Source organism: Ruthenibacterium intestinale (assembly GCF_040096265.1).
GTDB lineage: Bacteria > Bacillota > Clostridia > Oscillospirales > Ruminococcaceae > Ruthenibacterium > Ruthenibacterium komagatae.
The window spans coordinates 1-23,393 of record NZ_JBBMFA010000099.1; the positions used below are offsets into that span (position 1 = coordinate 1).

A 23,393-nucleotide genomic window follows, 5' to 3' on the forward strand; every position below is an offset into this window, starting at 1 on the left:
AACGAACGAGAAAAGGAATCCTATACCAACCCAGATATTATACCAGAACGCACCCCTCAGAACATCCATTTTAAGAAACCTACCGCCGGATATGCAGAGATGTTTGCTCAGATGGAAAAAGATGGTGTAATCTCTACCCGTGGTCTGAAATCAGACGCCAACCTTTACGGGGAATTGATTTTTGATGTAAACTCTGCCTACTTCTATAACCATGGCGGGTACGAGTTTGCCAAGCGGTTTTATGAGGACGCTTACAAGGCTGCCATCGAGATTGTGGGCGGCGAACAGTATATTCTTTCTGCTGTTATGCACGCCGATGAGCGCAACCGGGCTATGTCCGAAGCATTAGGGCAGGATGTGTTCCACTATCATCTCCATGTGGTCTATGTTCCAGTTGTGGAGAAGCAGATCCTCTGGTCCAAGAGGTGCAAAGACAAGTCTCTTGTGGGAACCGTCAAGGAAACGATTATGCAGGTGAGCAGCAGCAAAAAATGGTTGTCCAAACCAGCATTGGACGAACAGGGAGCGCCCATTCTCCAGAAGAATGGTAAGCCGGTGCTGCGGAAGTCTTACAGCGTCCTCCAGGACGATTTCTTCCAAGCCATGCGCAATGCCGGATATTCTGATGTGGAGCGTGGAGAACGAGGAAGTTCTGAGGAACATTTGACCGTGACGCAGTTCAAGGTGGAACGGGAACAGGAGCGATTGGAACAACTTACAGCACAGACGCAGCAAAAAGAGCAACAGGCAGCTTCTCTGGAAAAGGAGATTGCGAAGATTCAAAAGCAACAGGTTGCTGTTCAGGAAGTGGAGCAAATAGAACCCCATGCAGTCCCTTTTTCCTCAAAAGTCATGCTGGATCGTTCTGAATATGAAAATCTGGCAGCTGCGGCAAAGAAGTTCTATGTTCAGGAGCGCAAGGAATCCAAGCTACAAAAGGCTTTGGAAGCAGCGATGAAAGTGATAAGCGAGTTGAAAGCTAAGGTCGCTGCACTGACCGAAGAGTTGGCAGAGTACAAGTCTATTCGTGGTCAGCTTCACACAGTGGACTTGGAGAGGGAAAATGGTAATCTCCGCAGTAAGCTCCGTAGCTATGAAACTGTAATTTCTCGGAATAATTTGTGGGCGTATTTTTCACAGCATAGAAGAAACGAGATTGATAGCGGAGAGTCGCGATAATTAACAAACAGGAGGTCGGGTTTTCGCCTGATCTCCTGTTTATTAAGCAAAGAGGAGAAATATTTTGTCTATAGCTAATAGGGCAAAGGCAGAACCGGTCTAAGTTTGTTGATTTGTGTGCCATTTTGTGGTACACTATTACACAAGTACACAATTAAATGTGCATGCGAGGTAAGCAATTATGGCAGAAAGAAACATGGTAAATCTGACAATCACGATGACACGGGAAGAGCGCAAGGCTCTCAAGCAGATTGCCTTGGATAAAGACATGACGGTTTCTGCCCTTCTGCGTGAATGGCTGAAAGTATATCAGGAGAAGGAGGCAGAACAATAATGGCAGGTAATAGTGCGTTGAGTGCCGCCGTCAAAGCAAAGAAGGATGAATTTTACACACAACTGACCGATATTGAAAAGGAAATGCGGTACTACCGCAAGCATTTTAAGGATAAGATCGTACTGTGCAACTGTGATGATCCGTTTGAATCGAATTTTTTCAAATATTTTGTTTTGAATTTCAACAGACTTGGGTTGAAGAAACTAATAGCTACGTGCTATTTTTCATCCCCGATTATTGGCCAGCAGCTGCAATATCATTTTAATCAAGACGGCCAGATGACGTTTTCGTTCGGTGACGATACAAGCGATGACTATAAAGCCAAACGTCCATACAAAGCTATCGTCACATCTGTCTATGATACAACAGGCGATGGCGGTGTAGATATGGTTGACGTGGCCAAGTTGTTCATGTCAGGTGAAAATGAACTTTCCGAGCTTGATGGTGACGGAGATTTTCGTTCGCAAGAGTGTCTGGAGCTGTTGGATGAATCTGATATTGTCGTAACAAACCCCCCATTTTCGTTATTCCGTGAGTATATTGCCACATTGATGCAACATGAGAAGAAATTCATTATCATTGGCAACGTCAATGCGATTACTTACAAAGAAGTCTTCCCCCTTATTATGCAGAATAAGATTTGGATTGGGGCAAGTATTCATTCAGGAGATAGAGCATTTTATGTTCCAGACGATTATCCGTTAAATGCTGCTGGATGTGGTGTGGACCAGGATGGAAGACGGTTCATTCGCGTAAAGGGCGTGCGTTGGTACACAAACTTAGATTTTAAGCAGAGACATGAAGATTTGATTTTAGTTAGAAAATATACTCCTGATGCCTATCTTAATTATGATAATTATGACGGGATAAATGTTGATTCAACAGCAGACATACCGTGTGATTACTCTGGAATGATGGGCGTTCCTATTACATTCTTGGATAAATACAATCCTGATCAATTTGAAATCTTAGGCGTAACACAGTCTTGGTGCGGCGTAGCGAGTAAGATATACCCGAAACAAATACAAATTGATAAGAATGGTAAGCGTACAACGGTCGGGAAACTGAATGACGGCGCTGCAATTAAAGTAAGTGAGCCGCCGAAAGACAAAACATATTATGATGTTAACGGTGAGTTGTTTATAAAAACATATGCGCGTGTTTTAGTCCGAAACAAACACCCGGAACAACCGAAAGAGGCGAAGTGATATGCAGATAAATGAACTGAAAGTTACCGTTGGTGAAGTCTGCGAGGGCTACTTTAACGACGCAGAAGAAGGTGTTGTCGGTTATGACGAACGCCTTGATATAAGACCCAAGTATCAGCGGGAGTTTGTCTATAAAGACGCTCAACGTGATGAAGTTATTCGCACTGTCATGAAGGGCTTGCCGCTCAATGTGATGTACTGGTGCAAAGTGAAGAAAGAGGACGGCTCCGACGGGTTCGAGGTGCTGGATGGCCAGCAGCGCACGATCTCTCTGTGTGAATACGTGGACGGCTCTTTCTCTGTGGATGATAAGTATTTTTATAATCTGCCAGCCGACAAGAAGCAGCAGATTCTTGACTATCCTCTATTCGTATATGTGTGTGATGGTACGGACAGTGAAAAGCTGGAATGGTTCCGTATTATCAACATTGCAGGCGAAGAATTGACCGATCAGGAGCTGCGGAACGCCGTCTATGCCGGCAGCTGGACTTCTGACGCAAAGCGGTATTTTTCTAAGACCGGCTGTGCAGCCGGTACGCTGGCTGGTGATTATTTGAAAGGTGCTTCTATCCGTCAGGAATACCTTGAAACGGCTATTTTTTGGGCGGCCAGCGCTGAAGGGAAAACCATTGAAGCGTACATGGCTGAACATCAGAACGACCCAAGTGCGGTGCAGCTGTGGAACTATTTCCGCTCTGTGATCGATTGGGTACAGGCAATTTTCCCGAAGAAGCGCAAAGAAATGAAGGGGCTTCCGTGGGGTATTTTTTACAATCAGCACGGCAAGCGGACAGACCTTGACCCCAAGAAGCTGGAAACGGAAATTCAGCGACTCATGGGTGATGAAGATGTGACTAAAAAAACCGGTATTTATGAGTACCTGTTGACTGGAGAAGAAAAGAAACTGTCAATCCGTTCCTTTGACCGTCGAGATGCCCTTGCGGCTTACGAGAAGCAAGGACATAAGTGTGCTATTTGTGGTGAAGAATTTGAGCTTGAACAGATGCACGCCGATCATATAACGCCGTGGAGCAAAGGCGGAAAAACAACGCCAGACAACTGTCAGATGCTCTGCCGGGATTGTAATCTGAAAAAGGGTGCGCAGGAATAAGTTGTCTGTTCAGCATGAAGTTGTCACGAACGACTTGAGCTATAACCTGAGAAATGTGAAGAAGAAAAGCGTGAGTTGATAGAACTCCGTGACTGGGCTCCTGCCCATGCTGATGAATGGACTGGCACGGGTGGAATGAGGTGAAAAGATGAGACGGAATTTTGCCCAAATTCTAAAAGAAGCTAAAATTGATATAAAATCAGAATATCAGAAGTTATATGGTATGCTTTATGATCGCAGTATTCAAGTGTCAAACACCAAACGGATCTCTGCGTACGACGAATTGAGCGATTATTTTCTGGGATTCTATTTTCGTGGGACCTGTTTGTCTATAGAGGAGTTTAATGATGTAAACGGGTTTCACTTTGAGAAAGAGCCAGAACCTTTTAGTATTGATAACTTGATTCTGTTATGTGAGTATATTGAAAATATGCTTATGGGGTACCAAAGCGCACAGTGTGCTTCTGGAGTTGGATATTTACCAATGCCACAACCAGCAATTAACGTTCAGTTTTACTTAATGCAAATTGCTCAGGTTATCGAAAAAATAGGGTATATGCCTTTAAATCAAGATGGTTTTGTAATATATGTTGAGAAATCGCCTGCGGCAATTTCTGTTGCGGAAAGTGAGCAGATTCCAAAAGAAATATCGTATAAGATGATTTCCTATAACCATCATAGCATGAGGGGGAATTTACAAGAAAAGAAAAATACGATTTTGAAGCTTGCAGAACTATTGGAAGCCAAGCGGACTGAATTAGCTAAAGTTGATAGCAGATTTTGCAGTGATATCTTTTATTTGTTCAACAATCTGAACATTCGTCATAATAATGTTGATCCTTCTATAAACGGAAAGTTCAAACAAGCGGTGGCAGACATGCCCCCAGAAGAATTAGAACACTGGTATGATGAAACATATCAAATGTGTCTCCTCGCTTTTTTACGGTTGGAACAAGCAGATCGTAAGATAGAATTTGATAAATTAAAAAGTATAATTGAAAGCAATTAATTGTTCCTGGAGCATGTGTATAGGAATTTGTGGGAGTAATACCTGACAAGGGGAGCTGTTGGCACTATGATAATAAGCAAGATGCTACGGCCTCTATGGCAAAATGCAAAAGAGTTATTACTTAGAAGTCAGCAGAACAATTTAATGTGCAGGGGGGTGATAAGATGAATTTGTTATACTGGAATTTAAAATCCAACAAAAACGAAGAATATATTGCTCTCCTGATTAAAGAGCACTCCATTGATATTGCAATTTTTTCAGAATACTCTGGCACTGACTTCAGTACTATTACGCATACATTGTTATCAGACGCTTATCAGTTTTATCAAGGATATGGTGGCTGTGAAAAAGTGGTGATGCTCGCCAAGAAGACTATACAGGTAGAAATCAATCGTGAGCATAGTAGATATGTGTTATACTCTGTTATCTCTGATTCGTCTAAGTATATAGTTGCGGGGACCCATCTGCCATCAAACCCTCATACCGATGCGGATGGAAGAAAAATGGTTATCCGAGAACTGATTGCCGATTTAAAAGAACAAGAGAAAATACATAAACATACTTATTCGATAATTATTGGTGATCTAAATGCAAGTCCATTTGATGAAGAACTTATCCAGAAGGACGCATTTAATGCAGTTTTATATAAAGAAGTAATTCAAAATAAGAGCGAGATAGTATATCAACACAGAAAATTCAGATTGTTGTATAATCCTACATTAAATCATATATCGGAAACCAATCATCAGTATGGATCTTTTTACTATACAGGAGATTCAAAGAGTTTGTATTGGTACTGCTATGATCAAATTCTTATGACACGGGATTTGGTGGATAAATTTCAAGGCATGGAGTATTGTCAATCGATAAATGGGAAATCATTGTTAAAAAAGATTTCTCCCAATAAAGCTATCAGTGACCATTTACCGTTAGTGGCTAAATTTGAAAGGAGTGTTAACGATGAATGATTTATGGCCTGATTTTGATATGACAGAACAGTCTGAAGCCAATAATGCTCTAAAAATCCTGCGTGAACAATCACGTGCTTTAGCAAAAAAAATGGGCAATAAAGTAAAAGCAACCTTTAGTAAGATACAGTACACGGAAACTCTAAGTGGTCTGACATCAGCTTTAAGCGTAGTGGCAACGTTAAGTGCTGCAACTCAAGTGAAAAGAGAAGAGGTATTAGAAGAGGATTTAACAGGAAAAACTAATATTTCTGATGTGTTGAAAGAACAGTATTATAAATTTGAAATTTATAATGAAAAGTATCGATTTAGGTTGTTTACTTATACCTACACCCCAATATATCCAAATAAGATGTTACTTGACGAAAATATTGCGAAAGAAATTGATGAAAAGCAAGAAGTTTCCGTGGAAAATGATCAGGAACTTATTGATCTTCTTCGGTCGATTTTTTCAAGCCAACGAGTTGCACGTATCATTAGGATGATGGTTTTGGAAATGGAAGGCGATGATAAGAAAACAAACTAAAACAACCTCTCCTTCACCCAATCAACCTATTTTGACCCAAGAAATTGGTAGGAAAAAGCAAATTTTATTCTAACAAAAAGTGAGCCGAGCAATATTGTTGCTTGGCTCACTAAAAATTAACTGTAGTTGTCCAACTCTAAGCTATGGGGGCTGACTATATCTTTAAGATAATTGATTAATGTGCCACCCAACACCATCTGTGCATAGGACAATGGATCGTTATAGATCAGCCAGTCCAGTTCTACCCGGGCGTGGGGAGAGTAGCCAAATTCATCCTCAACAGCGATACAGTCAATGCTTAGGATTTCTCCATCTGCATATCGTAGCTCGATACAAGCAGTGTCTATGTTAAACTTACAGGAAAGCAATATATCCATTTTGTTTTCTCCTTTGCTGTTTTGAAAAATTGAGGTGACTCCAAGAACAGCAACCAAGTTTTTTTCCTTACTGTTGTCCTGCGTTGCCCTGGGCAGCGATACGCAAGGCACACATAAGGAGCAAAACCTGCTTTTCGTGCGTCATGCACGAGGATGAAAATTAGAATCTGATGTGCAGAAAAACCGTGGTATTAAGCCAAAAATCAGGTAGAAAGTGAAGAAATGACCGGATGTTTGGCCGGGTCAGCACCAGGCTATTGAAGTTCAGCAAGCGGATACTGTTCTTTGTGTTTCATGAGGTACAAGTCACGCAGTGCTGCCCATTTCAGATGCGGTACAAGGCGGAGGCTGGAAATAAATGCGTGATTCTGTTCCGCCAGCCTATCCAGCAGACCTTGCTTCAATGAATTCCTCCCTTCATAAAAGGAGGCGGGGTGCCTGCACACCCCGCCGATTGCAGATTTAATCTTGTTCGATTGCCACAACCACTGTGCGCGCGCCGTCCCAATCATAAGCACAGGTCACCAGCGTCAGCAGGCGATCCTGCTTCTGGGGAACGATTTCTGTCCCGGCCAGCATACTGCCGGCAAAGGACAGAAAATCTTCATCCCCGGCAAACTGCGTCCTGTTAAACAGGAGCTTCGTCGTGTCAGTGGTCATTGCGGTCAAGATTCGGTATTCATGCGTCCCCTCTGCCGTTTGCAGGACAGCGATGGGATGCGCTTGCCGGAACTGCGGATCCGTCATCTTTTTCAAGACAGCGAACATGGTCCCGTCGTTCATGTTGTGGCCGAATACCACCAGATTCCGGCTGTCCGCTGTGCAGTCATACTGAAAGAACAGGCTGCCGGCCATCCGCCACTTCATGTCGTAGTTTCGCCGGAGATACTTTTCCGGGTCTTCGGCACTGCTTTGCAGCATGGGGTAATCCACTACCGTACCGGGAATGGTGAGCCATCCCTTCACGTCCGGATACCTGGCCTGCAGAGTCTCGAAGTCCAGCTGGGTTTCTTCTTTTCCAGCCGGTCCATCCCCGGAGAGATTATCTTCGGGGATGGTGGTAAACTGAGCTTTCAGGTCCTGTGCTTCTTGTGCTGTCAGCCGAGGCTGGAAGGCAATCAGCCAGACCAACCCCAGCAGGCAGATGCACAGGGTGCCGATGAGGAAACCCTTAGCGAAATGGCGCATCAGGATTCCTCATCATGAGTGCCGCTGCGCTTGAAGATCAGCAGCAGACCGCCAGCGGACAGCGCCGCAACAATGCCCAGCGCGATCCACAGCCAGGTCAAATCGCCGGTCTGCGGAACAGAAGGCACAAGGGGAACAGGGGTGGGAGTGGGTGCAGGCTGCTCCGGCGTGGGCTGCTCCGGTACCGGGGCAGGTGCATCCCGCATGACCACAGTCCCGTCTTCCATCAGGGTCCAGTGATCGACGATCAACCAATCTTTGTCCGTACAGACATACACATCATTTTCGGGCAACAGAGCGCCGTTCTCATCCTGCCGCTGAACCAGCTTGAAGCGGATACTTTCTGCCTTGGCAAAGCCATTCGGGGCAATGGTTTCCACCAGCGTATAGACCTTATTCAGTTCCAGGCTGCGGATCTCGACCGGCTTATCGCCGCTGACCCACTGGCGCACAACAGCGCCATTCTCGTCCTGGATCGTCAGAGTCGCACCAGGCAGTTCCTCGTCGCCGGTGAGCTGTCGCTTGCTGATGAACACGCTGGTCCCCTCGTTCTTGCACGCGCTTTCCAACACCTGGACTTTGGCCCCGGTGTAGGTAAAGGTAAACTCCATCGGCTCATCGTTCAGAAAGTAGCCGGTGGGCGCTCGCAGTTCACGGATGATATACCGTCCACTGTTCTGCTCGTCCCCCTCACCATAGCGGGCATCCTGCATGGGCAGGTCGCAGTCGAACACGACTACGCCGTCCTCGCCCGTGGGGGCAGAGGTCGCCAACAGATCACCGGCTCGGAACAGGCGGTCGCCGTCTGCGTTGTAGATGTCATCCTGCGTATACAGGTTGAACACCGCACCAGCCAGAGCCGCGCCGGTCTTCTCGTCCAGCTTAATGACCTTGACCTGCGCCTTTTCCCGCTCGTTGTGGAACTTCAAGACCTGCTGTTCGGTGAACTCGGCAGTGGCATCTTCCGCATTGACGATCTCGAACTCGCTGGTGACAGCATTGCCGTTCTCATCGATGGCGGTGATGCTCTTGGCCATGACCACGCTGTTGGTCTGCTCATCCCACTGGAAAGTCACATCGTAACTCTGCGTGGTGCCGGTAAAACCGTAGGGAGGTTTGGTTTCCTCAATGTGGTAGCTTCCAAGCGGCAGAGTCACTGTGACCTCACCAACCTTGTCATGGATGACGGACAGGAAATCGTAGGTGGCCTGGGTGCGGCCAGGACGGAACACGGCAATATCGCTGGTGCCGTCGCCGGTAGTGACTACTGCCACCACGTCCCCCTTGGCATACCACAAGCAACGATTGCCATCGACGTCGGTCTGGCGATCCTGGGTATAGATGTCCTCATTGGCTGTGATGGTGTACTGGGCGCCTGCCAGCGGGCGTTCCTCCCAGGTGAAGTTGCCGGGCCATGCCTCACCGGAGAACCAGGGGTCCAGAATATCCAGACTCCAGTCCTGTTCCCAGCCGGTCAGGACTTCACCTGTCTTGCGGATGGTGAGTTTGCCGAGGGTCTCATGGTTGATATACTCCTGAGTCAGGATATACTCGTCCATGCCATTAACCGCATTGCCAACTACTTCCCAGGCAGAGTCGGAAGAGATCTCAAACTGAACCGTATAGGCTTCATCGTTGAAGAAGCCGTTGGGGCCTTCCAGTTCTACGACCTCATATCGGCCCAGGGGCAGTTTTTCGGGGGTCTTCATGCGACCCTCGCTGTCGGTGTAGAACACATCGGTTTTGACAGTGGGATCACCGCTGTCGGGATCGACCATAGACAGCCGCTCTTTAGTTCCATCCTCATGCAGCATAAAGATGGCGAAAGAGGTATTGGCCAGCTTGACAGCCTTGCCGGTCTCAGCGTCCACCTTGACCAGCTTTAAGTAGCCTTCCATCTCTTCATCCAAGATGTTGTAGGTGACATAGCTGTTGCTGGGTTCGGTGACACTACCATTGGGGGTACAGAAGATACTCTGGGGCGTGTCTCTGTTCACCGTAAAGCCAAAGGGGTCGGCCTGGAACACGTCTTTCGGGATGGTGGTCTCAACGACCAGATACTGGCCATAGGGCAGACCGGTCACACGAATGATGCCTTCCTCATTGGTGAAAATCTCGCTCAGACGATACTCGTTGGTCGTGCCGGTAGGTACCCAGCCGAGGCCGCTGCCGTTGGCATAATCGCCCGCCTCGGTCAGAGTCGCATTGTAGCCATACACCAGTTCGGTGTCGCTTTCGAACATCCGGGCAATCGCCTGGGCTTCATTGCTAAAATCATACTTGAGGGTCTCGCTGTCGTAGTTGTCCTTGCGGTAGGCGTCCAGCACGCTCTGGATATTGTAGCTGCCGTCCGGGGCGCGGGTAAACTGATTCGCCTTGCTCAGATCGGGGATGCGGTAAATGGTGAAGCCCGCACCTTCCAGCTTGGGAGCAGGGCTGCCCGGGCCGGTGGTGCTCACCAGCTTGCGCAGTTCAAAACCGCCCTTCAGGACAGCGTCCAAACTCTGATTGCCTTCCCGAACCACATAGCCGGACTCATCACCATAGGACAGGGTCTGATAGTGGTTGATCTCATCGCAGAGATAACCTTTCGCGTAGCTCAGGTAGTATCCATCGTAGGTTTTGCTGCCGTCCAGCGCACGGCCCTCTGCCACGGCGGAGTAAAGATTTTTGTAGACGTAGTCGGTATACTCGCCATCGGACTGCTCCAGAGGAGAATACCGGCCAGTCGGCTCCAGTTCGCGATCCAATTCAGGGTACTGACCAGAGAGATAGAACTTGCTGCCAGTATCCACCGGCAGCACAATGCCCGTAGCCCGCTCCACCAGATAGTATTTACCGAGATAGAGATTGCTGAACACCAGCAGGCCGTCTTTGATCTCGGCGCTGGCTACCAGGTGGTCTTTGGAGAGGATGGGCAGATAACTGTCATCCCAGCCGCTGTTGGTGCGCACCGTGGTATGCCAGACGGGGGTGCCATCCTCATAGGTGATCTTGCTGTAATCCACAACACCGCTCACGCCGTCGGGGTGCAGGATGTCCTCAGCCGCATAAAGGTCGTACACGGCCCCTTCGATGCTGGCTTCACCATGAGTCGCAGTACCCTCCGGCTTTTGATCCAGATCCGCCTTTGTCAAGATGATCTCACCCAGAACGCGGTCGTTCTGGAACACATTATCCTTGGGGGTCATGGTGTAGCTGTCCTCGTTGTTTGCGAGGCCGGTGCTGTCGGTCACATAGGTGCGGCCAGCATCCTGCGGCTTATCGTGGATGGTGACAGTGGCTTCCGTGCCATCGCTGGTCACCAGTTTGGTGCCGCCGGTGTAGTTGGTGGCAATATCGGCTGTATAGTCGGCATTATCCAGCCAGATCACACTGCCATCATTGTCCTTGGTGATCTCGATATAGTAGGCACGCTTGCCCAGGGGAGTGCCAGCCTCACCGGGCTGCTCAATGTTGGTCCAGTCGCCATAGTAGCCGTCCGGCGCTTTGGTCTCAACGATGATAAAACGACCCTGGTTGCGCTGGGTGTAGTAGAGAGTGCGGCTAGTATCGAACTCCGTTCCGTAGTCGGTGCCATTGGCTACGGAATAGGTACCGTCCTCATTGCGGATCACCGTATACCGATTGTACCCGCCAAAGGGGATATACTTCTGGGTCACAGTATCCCATTCGAACACTTCGTACTCTGCATCGGCGGCAATCGGCTCTCCGGTCTCGCTGTCCACCTTAGAGATGTTGACCTGCAGGCTCCACTCGTCGTTGCGCATGATGTAGTCATTCGCACTATTCATAGGAACAGAAATTGTCTGACTGCCGCCATGCTCACCATCATAGAACTCGAAACCAACCGGGATCACCGTTTCATTAAAGCTGAAATTGATGCTGGCCAGCTTGCTTTTCGCCGCTGCGATAGCCCGATCAACCATGCCCTGGGCTTCGGCCCGCAAATCAGACTCTGCGCTGGCCTTGGCACTGGCCGCTGCTGCGTCGGCCTCTGCCTGACTGGCGAAAGGCCCTTCCCGACCGCTTCGGCTGCTGGTGGAGGTTTTGGTCACCGCATAGTGCAAGCTCCAGCTGGCACTGGCATCGCCACCCGTGGACTGGTAGGAATCGTCCATAACGTGACCGCCGGTGGTAACCGTCTGTTTGTCCGCAGGCGTGATGGCCCAGGAACCGCCGTCGATGGTCCCACCTTTTTCGATGGGCTCGATCTCGATAGTGGCGTTGTCCACCTTTTCGCCGGTCTCCAGCCCGGTCTTGTCGGTGTTGATCGTGTACTTGGCATCAAAGCTGCCGCTGACAGTCTGGGGCGAAGCAGACCAGCTGGCATAATACTCGGCGCCTGCGGGCGGTGCATTCGGGTCGATGCTGCCGGTGGGAGGCCCAATCAGAGCAATCGTCTGCCAACCTGCCTCGGAGGGTTCATAGATATAGGTAAAGTAATCACTTTCCGCTGCAAAGGTCGATACCCCGCTGCGCATCTGTTCAATGGAACCGAGGTAACTCCGGGCAGCGGTGCTGTCCGGGTAGTTGGCAATGACCCACCGCTGCACATCGTCGTATGCGGTATCCATGGTGGCATCCACGCTCAGCAGCCCAAGGCTCAATTGATTCAAGCCACCCCAAATATTGATTTGATTAGCATAGTGGTCGCCGGGCGTATACTGAGCTGCAGTCACCAAAGAGGTGTGCGAATAGTTGTAAACAGGGCATCCGTTGGGTGTGCCTTTCGCGCCGTGGGTGCAACAGTAAGCCTCCTCACCGTTAAACCACAACAGCCAAGTTCCGTTGACTTTTTTTACGGCAGTGATCTTGCCTGTCGTTACAGACGGTGTGGGCCGTGCCTCGTAGGTGCTGACCCTGTAGGCATCCGTCGGCTTTTCTGTTTCTCCTTCCAGCCGGACATTCAGGCTCTTTTCCATGCTGGTACCGTCCGGGGCAGCGTAGCGGATGGTTGCAGAGAAGTCGTGATCGGCTTGAACATAGATGCCGGTGGTGCCTGCGGATGCTTCCACATAGTTGGTGTTCAGCAGTTCCGCTGCAGTCTGTTCGTCAGCAACAGAGCCGTTATAGTCCAGCAGGACCACGTCTTCGGGCAGAATGATCTGCGAAGAACTGCCATTTGCAGGGTATTCCACCTGCACAAAAATAGGAACGATGGCGAAGCTCTCGCCAGCCTGCCGGGGCACCGTGATGGTCAGCCCGTCCGAATTCAGCGCCTCGGCATCCATATAGCCGATGGCAGTCGACTGGTCATCGTGCCAGAGACCGATGCCGATTTTGGTGTCGCCGGTAGCGACAGGCAGGCCATAAGACCCCATATAGCTGCCGGTCGGCGCATCGGGCAGATCGTCGTACAGCATCTGAGCGATCTCATTGAGGTCGGGCTCGGCACCGGCACCGGCATCGGTACCGCCGGTGCTGCCACCTTCTACGCTCGGCTCGACTGCCTGCTCGACTGTCATCTGCATGGTAACGACCAGAGCGGCCAATGCAGCATAAGCGGCAGCCACCGCATCGTTTTCCTTTTCGCTGTCGGGAAGGGCAAGGTAGATATCTTCCGCAACGGTCACCGGGGCGGCCGCTTCATCCGATACGGCGATTGCTTCATCCAGTGCGGCGATCAGATCCGGGTTTTCCTTGTCCTTCTGCCACGCCTGACTGGCTTCCCGCCATTGATCGATGGCTGCGAGGATCTGTTCACGGTCCAGCGCATCTACAGCGGCGATGAACGCCTGGGCTTCTGCGCTCAGTTTCGTTTTTTCTCCGAGCCCTTCGGCGGTGTCCGAAGACTCACTGCCGGCTTCAGGAACAGGCTCTGCGCTTTCCGGGGTGGAGGAAACTTCCACCTCCTGCCCCGCCGAGTTCGCCTCGCTCGTCGGGGCAGACTCCGAGGCGCTGCTCTCCAGTGCGAAAGCAGACGGGGCAAAGCAGGAGAGGCAGAGCATGAATGCTTGCAGCAACGCCGTGAAGCGGTGCCTCATTTTGTATTTCTGTTTCATCAATACCTCCAATAAAAAAAGCACCTGCGAATTGCAGGTGCTTAGGCTGTTTTGCGTGATTCTGTTTCTTGCAGAAGGTATTTATCCTTCTACTGTGTTTTATCCGAAGGTCACCGTCCAGTAGGTGTACTGCCCATCTGCAGTATCGCAGAACCAACAGGAGACTCCCATGGTGGTGAAGTCAGGGCTGACGATGTTTGCGTAGTGGTCAGGGCTGCCTTTCCAGGCTTCGCAGACCTCACTTGCGGAGCGCAGCGGACCCCTTGCGCAGATCTCACTGCGGGTCGTCATGCCCGAGTGGTCAAAGGCACCGCCGGCCACGAAGCTTTCGCATCGGTCACTTGCCGCCTCACTCAGCGACTCGTCCATCGTCAGTGCAGGCAGTCCGGCTTCAGCCCGGATGGCGTTGATGTTTTCCTGCACCGCCCAGTAGGCGCTGTCGCTGGAATCGATGTACCACCACTTATCTGTGCCCGCTGCAAGTTCAAAGGGCACGGCACCGTAGGCCGTAGTTGCGGCATTTGAGCCACTGGTTTCAGCAGCTTGTTCCGTGCTTTCGGTCGGCTCTGATGTGGTGGCAGGCTCCGGGGTCTGTATCGGCTGGCTGCCGGCAGACGAAGGATCCTGTGCGCTGCTTGCGGGTGCCGGTGTGGGGGTGGCCTGACTGTTTCCTTCGGTCTGGCTGTCAGAGGCGGCTTCCGACTGGGTCATAGAACTGCTCGGTGCAGATTGCGATTCGCTCGGCTGAGCTCCGCATCCGACCAGACAGGCCAGAAGCAACACTGCGCTCATGGTTTTATACATGGGTTCCACTCCTTTCAATCTCTCTATCATTTTCGGTCTGCGGTCATCCCGGCTGGCCTTTTTCTTGTGCGTTTTCAGCTGTGAGAGTCGCGCCTCGTATTCTTTCTGAAGGCGCTTTGCTTCCTGCAGCATCGGGACGGGGTTGATCTCATGCTGGCAGCATCCGTCCATGATTACTTCCATATAGCGGGGCGCGGGCGGTGCCGGGCTTTCCCGATACGGAGAATTCATGATGTACGCCATAGCCGTTATTTTCTGCCCGTTGCTGTCAGTGACCTCCAAAGACTCTTTGCCGTACAGCCGGGGATACCCCTCATAGAAATCCAGGTTCTTTTCGTCTTTCTGCGAGATACGCCAGAGAACGCCATCCACATGGCTTCCCACTTGGGGCAGGATCGTTGCGACCCCGGCACTGCTGTTTCCGCAGAAGGTCAGCCGGTAATCGTCCACACGAACCACCCCAACTACCTCTCCATCCGGGCATCGGAAAGCCATCTGGTCCAAGTCCATATTAGATCCATAGGCAAAGTATAGCAGTTTTTCCACGTTTTTTCACCTCCTATCGTTCTTCTCTGTGCCTGGTAGTCAGGCTTGGATAGCTGGAGCGTTCGTATCGCCATGCCCGGTCACCGGGCAGGTTGGCAAGCAGATGCTCTCGAACATTTTTGTACTCCGGCCCTATCAGGCCGAGCCGCAGCAGAAACGTGCGGAACGTGAAGGCGGGATTTTCGGAGATTTCCGTTTTCCTCATCAACGTCTTCTTCTGGTTAATCGCCTGTGCGGAGATGGCCAATGCCAGCGTGATGTTCGCCCGGACTTTACCGGCGTGGAGAGTGCTTTCAAAGCATCGCCATTCCAGTGTGCCTCGATAAAATACGGAATGCAGATTCAACGCATAATATCGAGTCCAGTTGTAGTGCTCATAGCTTCCATCATTCCCGCCATACCATTCCCGCTTCAGCCGCTCCATGCTGATGTTCGTGGGCAGCTTGGGGATTTTCTCCAGCATGGGTTCCCGCACCTTCTGGCACCAGCGTTCCACTCTGGCCTCGTTCACGTTGAGAGCTTTGAACAATATGTCCTCTTTGGAATACATGATGGACAGAGCGTTTTTCAAGCTTTGGGGTGTGTGCCGGGAGGCATCCACATGGACGTGCATCCCGCAGCTGCCGTTGACAACTGCTCCGGCATGGCGCAGTGTCCGCACAACCTCCTGCAGCTTTCCCATCTCCTCATAGCTCAGTTTGGGAGAGTTCATCTCGACCTTATAAAGGCCCGATGTCGCAGGAATCTGGCGGCGGCCATCTCGCATGGTAGCCTTGATGCTGCTGTCGAATACGAAACGCCATTTCTTTCCGTCCCGGTCGATCACTTCCCACGGATCATAGATCGTGGACTCGTGAGTCTGGCGGGCACTGGTCCCGAACAGGGTGGCGATCGCTTCCGCTGCCTGTTGACGGGTCAGCCCGGTCATTTCGATCTCGCAACCAAAAGGCTGCTCTTTCAGGTCAATGGCGCATCACCTCCGCATCCACAGCCGCCAGCCGTTTTCCGATGGCCTCTACCACGGTAACGGTCACTCCGTTGCCTGCTTGCCGGTACACCTGACTGTCGCTCTGGATGGCGAGGATCTTGTCGATCCTGTCATCTGCCCAGCCCTGTAAGCGGAGGCATTCTCTCGGCGTCAATCGGCGGATCCGCCCGCCGACCAGGACGCCAGAGGCTTCTCGCTTGTGCTTGCGGATCCCTCCGTTCTGCTTGGCAGTCAGGCATCGGGCGATTTCGGTGACTTCCGGATCTTCGTTCATATCCACGAATCGGGGTGCCTCAACCAGCGTCCCCTGGGTCGCATCCGTGGTCAGGGTATGAGCGATCTTGTGGCCCACACGGCCGCGGCGGGTGTTCATTTGCGGATAGGCCAAGTCGATGCTGTCTCCCGGATAGGCCATCTTGTAGCCCTTTCGGGTGGCTTCCTTGATTGGGAACCCCACCTGATACAGCCCGGTCTTGCCGCCCATACCGCCTGCCTGGCTGGTGAGCGTACAGCTTACTCCGCTGGGGTCGTAGACCCGGCTTCCCTGTGGTCCATCATGGATGCAGGTAAGAGGCGTCTCATTTGTTCCGGTGAAAGGAAATATTTTTCCTCTACATCGCTCATCAAGATATCCGACAATGTACACTCGACGTCGGGACTGGGGGACGCCGAAATCCTTGCTGTTAAGCACCTGCCATTCCACATGATACCCCAGTCCCCCCAGCGCATCGAGGATCGCCGCAAACGTCCTGCCATGGTCATGGTTAAGCAATCCGGGAACATTTTCAAAGAGCAGATACCGAGGCTTCCGGGCTGCAGCCATTCGGGACAGTTCAAAGAACAGGGTCCCTCGGGAATCGCCAAATCCTTTTCGAGCGCCAGCGATGCTGAATGCCTGACAAGGGAATCCACCGCAGAGCAGATCGAATTCCGGGAGTTCAGCGGGGTCGATTGTTCTTGCGTCTGAGCTATACCATTCCTCCTCACATTCGAACAGAGCCCGATAACTCTGTTGTGCGTATTTGTCGCACTCACAAAATCCTACACATTGAAATCCGCCGGCAAGCTGCAGGCCCTCTCGAAACCCGCCGATGCCGGCGAACATATCGATGAATCGAATACTCTCTTGCTTCAACTCCTTTCGTTACGATGTTTCTGTTTCTGTCTGCATGGGAACCACCTCCTTTGCTTGTGGGGGATATCACGCTTCCTCGCTGGGAGCGTTGTCAGTCTCCTCGTCAGCCACATCGGCTTCCTGTTCGGTGCCGCAGCCGTCGTATTCGGAGAGATCGCCGTTTTCCGGCTGGTCTTCTTCCAGCGGGTCTTCGTGGCTGCCCTCGTCCTCGTCGGCCCGGGCCGCTTCGAAGTCTTCGTCCGCCTCCTCCAGAGCCTGCTCGATCAGAGTAACGATGAACTCTTTCTGGCTCAACTTTCTCCCGTACACCTGCTCGTAGCGGATCAGGTACTCTTTTACCTTCTGGTACAGTTCTTCGGTTACCTGAAATGCAATGGTTCGTGTGGCCATGTTCCCTTCTCCTTTCTTGTTGTGGTCATCCAGATACATATAAACGGCCTGTTGGATGAACTGCGCTGTGGTCATTCCTTTGTTCTCCAGTGCCTTTCGGATCCGCTCGTGCAGTTCTTCCGGCACGGTTACTGTCAGCTTGCCCATGCTGTTCCCTCCTTTCCATATCTTCCCTTTGGGCAACACAAGCATAGACAAAGCATCCGAACAAAGCTATCACCAAGTGCAACAAGAATTCATCGGGTAAATGCGGCACGTTATACATAGCAGATGCCCTTCTCCATCACAGCCACATCTACGTTTCCATCAGGCTTGCCATAAACCCCAGCATCTCATCCGGAACTTCCGTTTGTTTCTTTTGGAGGCTTTCCCCTTTGACAGCCACGCTTGGATCCGTCAGAACTTTGCGCAGGGTCTTCTCCAGCCCTTTTTGAGATTCTAAACACAGGATCGCCTGAACAAGGTACTCATTCTTTTGCCCGGCAGGGACCCTTTCGAGATATTCCCATGCCTGCTGATGCAGCTTCAAGCGACGGTTCGGTCTGAACTCGAACTGGGGTCGTTTCATCGCTGTTCCTCACGGCTCGACATTTGGCTCAAAATCCGTTCGTAGCCCTCAGCGTTCACCTTATCGTCCTCCAGCAGAAAAGCCCGACAAAGGCCGTCACGTTCGCTCACGTTGCGCATGACGGTCGCAGCGCCTCCTCCCATCAGAATCACGGGTAGAGTTCGCAGGTCAAACCCTGCTTCCATTGCCGCCGAAATGAGCCGCTCCGTGTAGAGTCGGCCCTGTCGCTGGATGAGCTTTCGGGCTTCAGGGTCCATGCTACAGGGCTTGCCGGCAAGGATCCGTTCCACCTGGGCGTCCGTAACAGACAGGCCGGTATCCCGACGAACCTGCTCCTGGATCTCATCCATGCAGCGGATCATGCCAAGTTCCAGGCTGCGGCAGGTGGCCGCATTAGGGACGTTGTTGTCCAGTCGCATAAGGTCGACTGTCCATCCGCCGATGTCCATGAGAAGCACAGACGGCTCATCCTTCACCAACTCAGGATGAATAGCGATAGCGGAATAGCCCTGGGGAAACAGTTTCACGTTTTCGATCTTGACCTTGTAGCGTTCCCCCTCGAAGAGGAAGCTGACTGGCTGGCCATTGCGCAGCAGATATTCGGTGAAAAGTTTCTTATCCCGACCATAACGAGCCAGGGGGAGGCCCGCAGCCAGCGTCACCGAGCTCTCCGCCGGAAGTCCCCTGCAGCGAAGTTCCATGGCAATGGCGGCCAGGGTCAGAATGTAGTAGTTGTCGTTGACGGTCTTGTCACGCAGGATCGGCTGCCGGCCTGTGCCGCAGACGTAGTATTTGCCGCCGATCTGGAGGGTGTTCTTCAGGGTGTAGGGTTCATGGGTGTACGCTGTCACACCGGCTGGGAACGAGAAATGCCTGGTTTTGATAGCGTAGTACCCGTGGTCAATGCCCATGATCATGGTTTCAAGTCCTTTCTGGCATTTGCCTTTATTTCTGTGTTTTTTCTTTCGGCCCCGTCCCATCTTATCTGGCCCGACTTACGCTGGGGGCCTGGGGTTCCCTGCAGTACTCCGGGTACCGAAGCCGAACCGCTTCCAACATGTAGGCCGCATCCGACGAGCTGAACAGATCATAAGGCGTCGCACAGCCATCCGCGTTCCACCCGTTCCAGAGGTTGAACGCCAAGCGGGTCAGGCAACTGCTCCCGCTGGTCTGCCAGCCTTTGTTCAGCCCCTCCGGCCGGATCACATCGTCCCGAAAATCATAGACATCCTCGATGTGATGCCGGGTGTCCCCGCTGATGCCCATGGTGTAGAAGAAAGCCTTGTGGTAGGGATCCAGGCTGCCGGTTCGGGCGAGGCACTGCTCATAGAATTTCTCGTGTTCGCTGTTTTTAAATTTGATCGACATTTCGTTCCTCCTTATTTGGTTGTTCAAGGAAATCACCGGCTGGAAAAGACGATGACTTCCATTTCGGCAATGTTGTTTGCTTTGCTGGGCTGTGGGAGTATGCATCCTGCAGGCATTTATATCTTCTTCCCAGCAGGTAAGTGTATCTTGGGGGGAGAGTGTGAGAGGGGGGAAAGCAACGCAGCCTTCCTCGAAAGCAGGTAAAAGGCGCACTTCCCCCTTGGCGTGATGAGGAATTTCTGCCCATGTCCGAGATTGTTCTCGGGAAACAAAAAAAGCGCCTGTTTGGATAAATCCAATACAGACGCTTAAAGATGAAATTCAAAAAAGATTGACAGGGGATATTCCTATATAGTATAATCTTAAATAAAATAAGGAGGTTCCTACAATGAAAAAAATCGATATCAGCAATGCGCCTGCTTACACTTCTCCCAATTCCATGACTCTGCTCTGTACAGAAAAACCGGATGGCAGCACCAACCTTGCAACTCTGGCATTTTGGGCTTTTGCGTCCACCAATCCCGGCAAAATCATGTTCTCCCTAAACAAAGGGGCTTATAGTCTGGAACTGCTGGCTGAGAAGAAAGAAGTTATTCTCGCCATCCCCGGGGTTGAACTGACCAGCGCTTTGATAGGATGTGGCACCTGCTCCGGACGTGATACGGATAAGGCTTCTAAGGTCGGTCTGACGATGCAGGAAGTGGAGGGCACAAACATCAAGGCTCCTGTTCCCTGCAAACTGCTCATTCATGCGACTGTTGCCCAGACGATGGATGCGGACGATCATGTTGTCCACCTCTGCGATGTCAAGGGTGTTTACGGCGATGAAGATGTGGATGCTGTATTTGGCTGGAAAGGTTACGCTGAATTTGCGGCTGCGCAGCAGAAATAAGAAAAGACAAGGCGGCTGTCTGCGGATGGTCGCCTTGCGGTTTGAGGTGGCAATATGAAAACACAAGGTGGATTCTTGATAACCCGGATCAAACAGGTCGGTGGACGAGTTTTTGAACGCATATTGAGCGAAAAAAACATTGATGCTTTTAATGGCTCCCAGGGAAGGATTCTATATATCCTCTGGCAGAAGGATGGCGTTCCCATCAGTGAGTTGTCAAAGGAGACCGGTCTTGCCACAACCACACTGACCAGTATGCTCGACCGCATGGAGGCGGCGAACCTGATCTATCGGGACAGAGGCGACAAAGACCGGAGAAAGATCCTCATTTTTCTGACAGAAGAAGCCAAAGGTTTGGAGCAGGAATATAATGAAGTAACGGAAGAAATCAGCAACATTTATTACAAGGGATTTTCCGAGGCGGAAATCGAGCAGTTGGAGAACTATCTCCACCGCATCCTGAAAAATGTGGAGGATGTTCTCTGATGAGCGTCTGCATTAAGGACAATATTCAAAATATGAATTTGGTTATTGGCTGTACCATAGGCTGTTCTTACTGTTATGCCCGGAATAATGTAAAGCGGTATCATATGATCAACGACTTTAGTAAACCTGAGTTTTTTCCGAATAAGCTGCGGCTGATGGAAAGGAACCGCCCGCAAAATTTCCTGCTGACCGGTATGAGCGATTTGGCGGGATGGCAGCCGGAGTGGCGAGAGCAGGTATTCGCAAAGATTCGGGAAAACCCGCAGCATCAATTTTTGTTTTTGTCAAAGCGTCCCGACCTGCTGGATTTTGAGACGGACTTGGAAAACGCATGGTTTGGCGTCACGGTCACAAGGAAATCAGAGCTGTGGCGCATCGACACGCTCAAGGCCAATGTCCGGGCAAAACACTATCATGTTACCTTTGAGCCGCTATTTGATGATCCCGGCGAAGTGAATCTTTCCGGCATTGACTGGATCGTGGTAGGGACGATGACCGGGGCGAAAAGTAAAAAAGTACGAACAGACCCAGCATGGGCGTATTCCCTTGTGGAGCAGGCCCATGCGCTTGGCATTCCTGCTTTTATGAAAGAAGACCTTGTTCCCCTCGTGGGTGAGGCAAACATGGTGCAGGAATTTCCGGAAGCATTCAAGCAGGTATTGGAGGCACAGCAGAAATGGCACAAATAGAAAAGAACGGCATTCTGATTCGTGAAGTTGAGACAAAGAATATTATGACCAAATCCAGCCTTCCAGTTGGCGGTTATTCGGTCAACCCTTATGTGGGCTGCACCCATGCCTGCAAATACTGCTATGCATCTTTTATGAAGCGATTCACCGGACACACGGAGGAATGGGGCACGTTCCTTGATGTGAAAAATTGGCCGGAAATCAAAAATCCTAAGAAATATGCGGGGCAGCGCATTGTAATCGGCTCCGTGACGGACGGCTATAACCCGCAGGAGGAACAGTTTGGCAATACCAGAAAACTGCTGGAGCAGCTTAAAGGCAGCGGTGCGGATATTTTGATTTGCACCAAATCCGACCTTGTGGTGCGTGACATTGATCTTCTAAAAGAGTTGGGCCAGGTCACTGTATCGTGGTCAATCAATACGCTCGATGAGGATTTCAAAGATGATATGGACAAAGCTGTAAGCATCAAACGGCGGCTTGCGGCTATGAAGCAGGTTTATGATGCAGGCATTCGCACAGTCTGTTTTGTTGCGCCGGTTTTTCCGGGCATCACGAATTTTGAAGCAATCTTTGAACGAGTGAAGGATCAGTGCGACCTATTCTGGCTGGAAAACCTGAACCTGCGCGGCGGCTTCAAAAAGACGATCATGGATTACATAGCAGAAAAGCATCCTGACCTTGTGCTACTGTATAACGAAATCTATAACAAGCGCAACCGCAGCTATTTTAAAACTCTGGAAGCAAAAGCCGAGGAGATGGCCAGGAAATATGACTGCCCCTTTGTGGACAATGAAATGCCCTATGGCAGAGTGCCGCAGGGACATCCTGTCATCGTAGATTATTTCTACCATGAAGAAGTCCGGGGGACAGAGAATACGGGAAAGCGGAACAAGTGACACATTTAATAATATGGCTTTAAGAGCATCGCTTCGGCGGTGCTTTTCTTATACCCTTTTGGTGGCAATTTTATGGATACGCTGGAAGGCAAACAAATTATAGTTCGTATCACATATATCCCCTCTTCCTTTAATGGAGAGGGGATATTTTTTTGCCGTTTTTTAAATCATCACTTGACATTGTGGCAAAGAGTTGTGATACGATTTGAGACACACTCTTCCATGCTCACACCTCCATTCGGGCAAAAGAAAAAGGCGAGGAAATCTCCTCACCTTTTCTTTACCAGTCTAATTGCAGGACATTGTGTGTAATTAAAAATCCACTGTCCAAATTTCTCTGGACAGTGGATATCTGGTGCACTTCCAGGGACTCGAACCCTGGGCCCGCTGATTAAGAGTCAGCTGCTCTACCAACTGAGCTAGAAGTGCATATGAGGATTTTTCGGCGTTACACCGTCAAATCCTTTTTGTGGTTGTGCACCAGTCAGTGGTCATACAACTTAACAGTTGCTCTACCAACTGAGCTAGAGGTGCATATGAGGATTTTTCGCGATATAGCGTCAAATCCTATTTGTGTGTCGCACATTACTCTTGGTCATACAACTTAACAGTTGCTCTACCAACTGAGCTAGAGGTGCATACATTGAGAAAAGAGCCGGCACCTACCTATTTTTCCAGGTCGTCTCCAACCAAGTATCTTCGGCACAACCAAGCTTAACTACT

Annotated in this window: 22 protein-coding genes and 1 tRNA gene; 11 read left to right on the plus strand and 12 right to left on the minus strand. The window is 50.5% G+C overall.

From position 1 onward, the window contains the following. The 7 genes from WMO24_RS10800 to WMO24_RS10830 form a co-directional block, all read left to right on the plus strand. Positions 1-1,179, plus strand: a 1,179-nt coding sequence (locus WMO24_RS10800; protein WP_349216453.1) for a plasmid recombination protein, incomplete at its 5' end; no start/stop codon positions are given. A 196-nt stretch (positions 1,180-1,375) separates the two neighbouring features. Continuing rightward, positions 1,376-1,513, plus strand: a complete 138-nt coding sequence (locus WMO24_RS10805; protein WP_349216454.1) for a hypothetical protein — start codon at positions 1,376-1,378, stop codon at positions 1,511-1,513. Next, the gene (locus WMO24_RS10810) at positions 1,513-2,721 is read left to right on the plus strand and encodes an adenine-specific methyltransferase EcoRI family protein (RefSeq protein WP_349216455.1); all 1,209 of its coding nucleotides are present in this window, start codon (positions 1,513-1,515) and stop codon (positions 2,719-2,721) included. Before WMO24_RS10805 ends, WMO24_RS10810 begins: the two co-directional genes overlap by 1 nt. 1 nt (position 2,722) lies before the next feature. After that, on the plus strand, positions 2,723-3,832 hold the full coding sequence (locus WMO24_RS10815; protein WP_349216456.1) for an HNH endonuclease family protein: 1,110 nt from the start codon (positions 2,723-2,725) through the stop codon (positions 3,830-3,832). Between the two features lie 148 nt (positions 3,833-3,980). Further along, entirely contained in the window at positions 3,981-4,841 is an 861-nt protein-coding gene (locus WMO24_RS10820; RefSeq protein ID WP_349216457.1) for a hypothetical protein, read from the plus strand. Between the two features lie 146 nt (positions 4,842-4,987). Next, the gene (locus WMO24_RS10825) at positions 4,988-5,809 is read left to right on the plus strand and encodes an endonuclease/exonuclease/phosphatase family protein (protein ID WP_349216458.1); all 822 of its coding nucleotides are present in this window, start codon (positions 4,988-4,990) and stop codon (positions 5,807-5,809) included. Further along, entirely contained in the window at positions 5,802-6,335 is a 534-nt protein-coding gene (locus tag WMO24_RS10830) for a hypothetical protein (protein WP_349216459.1), read from the plus strand. Before WMO24_RS10825 ends, WMO24_RS10830 begins: the two co-directional genes overlap by 8 nt. A gap of 116 nt (positions 6,336-6,451) precedes the next feature. Here the strand turns inward: WMO24_RS10830 and WMO24_RS10835 are convergent, their stop codons facing one another. The 11 genes from WMO24_RS10835 to WMO24_RS10885 all read right to left on the minus strand — a co-directional run bounded on the left by WMO24_RS10835 (position 6,452) and on the right by WMO24_RS10885 (position 19,704). Next, positions 6,452-6,769 (minus strand): DUF6061 family protein, encoded by a 318-nt coding sequence (locus tag WMO24_RS10835; RefSeq protein ID WP_435413899.1) that lies wholly within the window; start codon positions 6,767-6,769, stop codon positions 6,452-6,454. A gap of 197 nt (positions 6,770-6,966) precedes the next feature. Further along, entirely contained in the window at positions 6,967-7,116 is a 150-nt protein-coding gene (locus WMO24_RS10840) for a hypothetical protein (RefSeq protein WP_349216460.1), read from the minus strand. Positions 7,117-7,174: 58 nt separating this feature from the next. After that, entirely contained in the window at positions 7,175-7,900 is a 726-nt protein-coding gene (locus tag WMO24_RS10845; RefSeq protein ID WP_349216461.1) for a class B sortase, read from the minus strand. Next, on the minus strand, positions 7,900-13,905 hold the full coding sequence (locus tag WMO24_RS10850; protein WP_349216462.1) for a SpaA isopeptide-forming pilin-related protein: 6,006 nt from the start codon (positions 13,903-13,905) through the stop codon (positions 7,900-7,902). The genes WMO24_RS10845 and WMO24_RS10850 overlap by 1 nt, the downstream gene beginning before the upstream one ends. Positions 13,906-14,004: 99 nt before the next feature. Continuing rightward, positions 14,005-15,255 carry a gamma-glutamylcyclotransferase gene (locus tag WMO24_RS10855; protein WP_349216463.1) on the minus strand — a complete coding sequence of 417 codons (1,251 nt, stop codon included), beginning with the start codon at positions 15,253-15,255 and terminating at the stop codon, positions 14,005-14,007. 13 nt (positions 15,256-15,268) lie between these two features. Next, the gene (locus tag WMO24_RS10860; protein ID WP_349216470.1) at positions 15,269-16,222 is read right to left on the minus strand and encodes an amidoligase family protein; all 954 of its coding nucleotides are present in this window, start codon (positions 16,220-16,222) and stop codon (positions 15,269-15,271) included. Then, positions 16,218-17,378 carry a DNA (cytosine-5-)-methyltransferase gene (gene dcm, locus WMO24_RS10865; RefSeq protein WP_349216464.1) on the minus strand — a complete coding sequence of 387 codons (1,161 nt, stop codon included), beginning with the start codon at positions 17,376-17,378 and terminating at the stop codon, positions 16,218-16,220. The genes WMO24_RS10860 and dcm overlap by 5 nt, the downstream gene beginning before the upstream one ends. Positions 17,379-17,444: 66 nt before the next feature. After that, complete coding sequence (locus tag WMO24_RS10870) at positions 17,445-17,915, minus strand: translation initiation factor 2 (protein WP_349216465.1); 471 nt, start codon at positions 17,913-17,915, stop codon at positions 17,445-17,447. 148 nt (positions 17,916-18,063) lie between these two features. After that, positions 18,064-18,336 carry a plasmid segregation centromere-binding protein ParR gene (locus WMO24_RS10875; RefSeq protein WP_349216466.1) on the minus strand — a complete coding sequence of 91 codons (273 nt, stop codon included), beginning with the start codon at positions 18,334-18,336 and terminating at the stop codon, positions 18,064-18,066. Further along, complete coding sequence (locus WMO24_RS10880) at positions 18,333-19,253, minus strand: ParM/StbA family protein (RefSeq protein WP_349216467.1); 921 nt, start codon at positions 19,251-19,253, stop codon at positions 18,333-18,335. Before WMO24_RS10880 ends, WMO24_RS10875 begins: the two co-directional genes overlap by 4 nt. Before the next feature lie 64 nt (positions 19,254-19,317). Beyond that, positions 19,318-19,704, minus strand: a complete 387-nt coding sequence (locus WMO24_RS10885) for a DUF6075 family protein (RefSeq protein WP_330032314.1) — start codon at positions 19,702-19,704, stop codon at positions 19,318-19,320. Between the two features lie 388 nt (positions 19,705-20,092). On the opposite strand from WMO24_RS10885, the gene WMO24_RS10890 reads away from it, so the two are divergent. From WMO24_RS10890 to WMO24_RS10905, 4 genes are all read left to right on the plus strand, one after another. After that, positions 20,093-20,596 carry a flavin reductase family protein gene (locus WMO24_RS10890; RefSeq protein ID WP_204659522.1) on the plus strand — a complete coding sequence of 168 codons (504 nt, stop codon included), beginning with the start codon at positions 20,093-20,095 and terminating at the stop codon, positions 20,594-20,596. Between the two features lie 123 nt (positions 20,597-20,719). Then, complete coding sequence (locus WMO24_RS10895) at positions 20,720-21,082, plus strand: MarR family transcriptional regulator (RefSeq protein WP_435413904.1); 363 nt, start codon at positions 20,720-20,722, stop codon at positions 21,080-21,082. After that, positions 21,082-21,771 carry a radical SAM mobile pair protein A gene (locus tag WMO24_RS10900; protein ID WP_349216468.1) on the plus strand — a complete coding sequence of 230 codons (690 nt, stop codon included), beginning with the start codon at positions 21,082-21,084 and terminating at the stop codon, positions 21,769-21,771. Before WMO24_RS10895 ends, WMO24_RS10900 begins: the two co-directional genes overlap by 1 nt. After that, the gene (locus tag WMO24_RS10905; protein ID WP_330032321.1) at positions 21,759-22,670 is read left to right on the plus strand and encodes a radical SAM mobile pair protein B; all 912 of its coding nucleotides are present in this window, start codon (positions 21,759-21,761) and stop codon (positions 22,668-22,670) included. The genes WMO24_RS10900 and WMO24_RS10905 overlap by 13 nt, the downstream gene beginning before the upstream one ends. A gap of 353 nt (positions 22,671-23,023) precedes the next feature. Here the strand turns inward: WMO24_RS10905 and WMO24_RS10910 are convergent. Then, positions 23,024-23,099, minus strand: a tRNA-Lys gene (locus WMO24_RS10910). Positions 23,100-23,393: the final 294 nt, after the last annotated feature.

Bases quoted from the DNA above. Each gene is read 5' to 3' on its own strand.
- WMO24_RS10905 (WP_330032321.1), top strand. From the start codon at position 21,759: ATGGCACAAATAGAAAAGAACGGCATTCTGATTCGTGAAGTTGAGACA.
- WMO24_RS10805 (WP_349216454.1), top strand. From the start codon at position 1,376: ATGGTAAATCTGACAATCACGATGACACGGGAAGAGCGCAAGGCTCTC.
- WMO24_RS10890 (WP_204659522.1), top strand. From the start codon at position 20,093: ATGAAAAAAATCGATATCAGCAATGCGCCTGCTTACACTTCTCCCAAT.
- WMO24_RS10820 (WP_349216457.1), top strand. From the start codon at position 3,981: ATGAGACGGAATTTTGCCCAAATTCTAAAAGAAGCTAAAATTGATATA.
- WMO24_RS10810 (WP_349216455.1), top strand. From the start codon at position 1,513: ATGGCAGGTAATAGTGCGTTGAGTGCCGCCGTCAAAGCAAAGAAGGAT.
- WMO24_RS10845 (WP_349216461.1), bottom strand. From the start codon at position 7,900: ATGCGCCATTTCGCTAAGGGTTTCCTCATCGGCACCCTGTGCATCTGC.
- WMO24_RS10880 (WP_349216467.1), bottom strand. From the start codon at position 19,253: ATGATCATGGGCATTGACCACGGGTACTACGCTATCAAAACCAGGCAT.
- WMO24_RS10830 (WP_349216459.1), top strand. From the start codon at position 5,802: ATGAATGATTTATGGCCTGATTTTGATATGACAGAACAGTCTGAAGCC.
- WMO24_RS10885 (WP_330032314.1), bottom strand. From the start codon at position 19,704: ATGTCGATCAAATTTAAAAACAGCGAACACGAGAAATTCTATGAGCAG.
- WMO24_RS10870 (WP_349216465.1), bottom strand. From the start codon at position 17,915: ATGGGCAAGCTGACAGTAACCGTGCCGGAAGAACTGCACGAGCGGATC.
- WMO24_RS10850 (WP_349216462.1), bottom strand. From the start codon at position 13,905: ATGAAACAGAAATACAAAATGAGGCACCGCTTCACGGCGTTGCTGCAA.
- WMO24_RS10900 (WP_349216468.1), top strand. From the start codon at position 21,082: ATGAGCGTCTGCATTAAGGACAATATTCAAAATATGAATTTGGTTATT.
- WMO24_RS10875 (WP_349216466.1), bottom strand. From the start codon at position 18,336: ATGAAACGACCCCAGTTCGAGTTCAGACCGAACCGTCGCTTGAAGCTG.
- WMO24_RS10815 (WP_349216456.1), top strand. From the start codon at position 2,723: ATGCAGATAAATGAACTGAAAGTTACCGTTGGTGAAGTCTGCGAGGGC.